Here is a 593-nt window from a genome sequence, read left to right on the forward strand (position 1 = left end):
AGGTAGAGCACTGGATAGGCGATGGGCCCTACCGGGTTACTGACCTTAGCCAAACTCCGAATGCCGGTAAGTGAGAGCACGGCAGTGAGACTGTGGGGGATAAGCTCCATGGTCGAGAGGGAAACAGCCCAGAGCATCGACTAAGGCCCCTAAGCGTACGCTAAGTGGGAAAGGATGTGGAGTCGCAGAGACAACCAGGAGGTTGGCTTAGAAGCAGCCACCCTTGAAAGAGTGCGTAATAGCTCACTGGTCAAGTGATTCCGCGCCGACAATGTAGCGGGGCTCAAGCGTACCGCCGAAGTCGTGTCATTCCAGCATTAAGGGCCAACGCCTGCTGGGATGGGTAGGGGAGCGTCGTGTGCCGGGTGAAGCAGCCGCGGAAGCGAGTTGTGGACGGTTCACGAGTGAGAATGCAGGCATGAGTAGCGATACACACGTGAGAAACGTGTGCGCCGATTGACTAAGGGTTCCTGGGTCAAGCTGATCTGCCCAGGGTAAGTCGGGACCTAAGGCGAGGCCGACAGGCGTAGTCGATGGACAACCGGTTGATATTCCGGTACCCGCTTTGAAACGCCCAATACTGAATCAGGCGA

1 rRNA gene is annotated in these 593 nt (G+C 57.0%); it reads left to right on the top strand.

The window, feature by feature from the left end:
* A 23S ribosomal RNA gene (locus AC1DYK_RS35520) occupies positions 1–593 on the top strand; the annotation flags it as partial.

It is taken from the genome of Variovorax sp. P2_H12, from assembly GCF_056403395.1.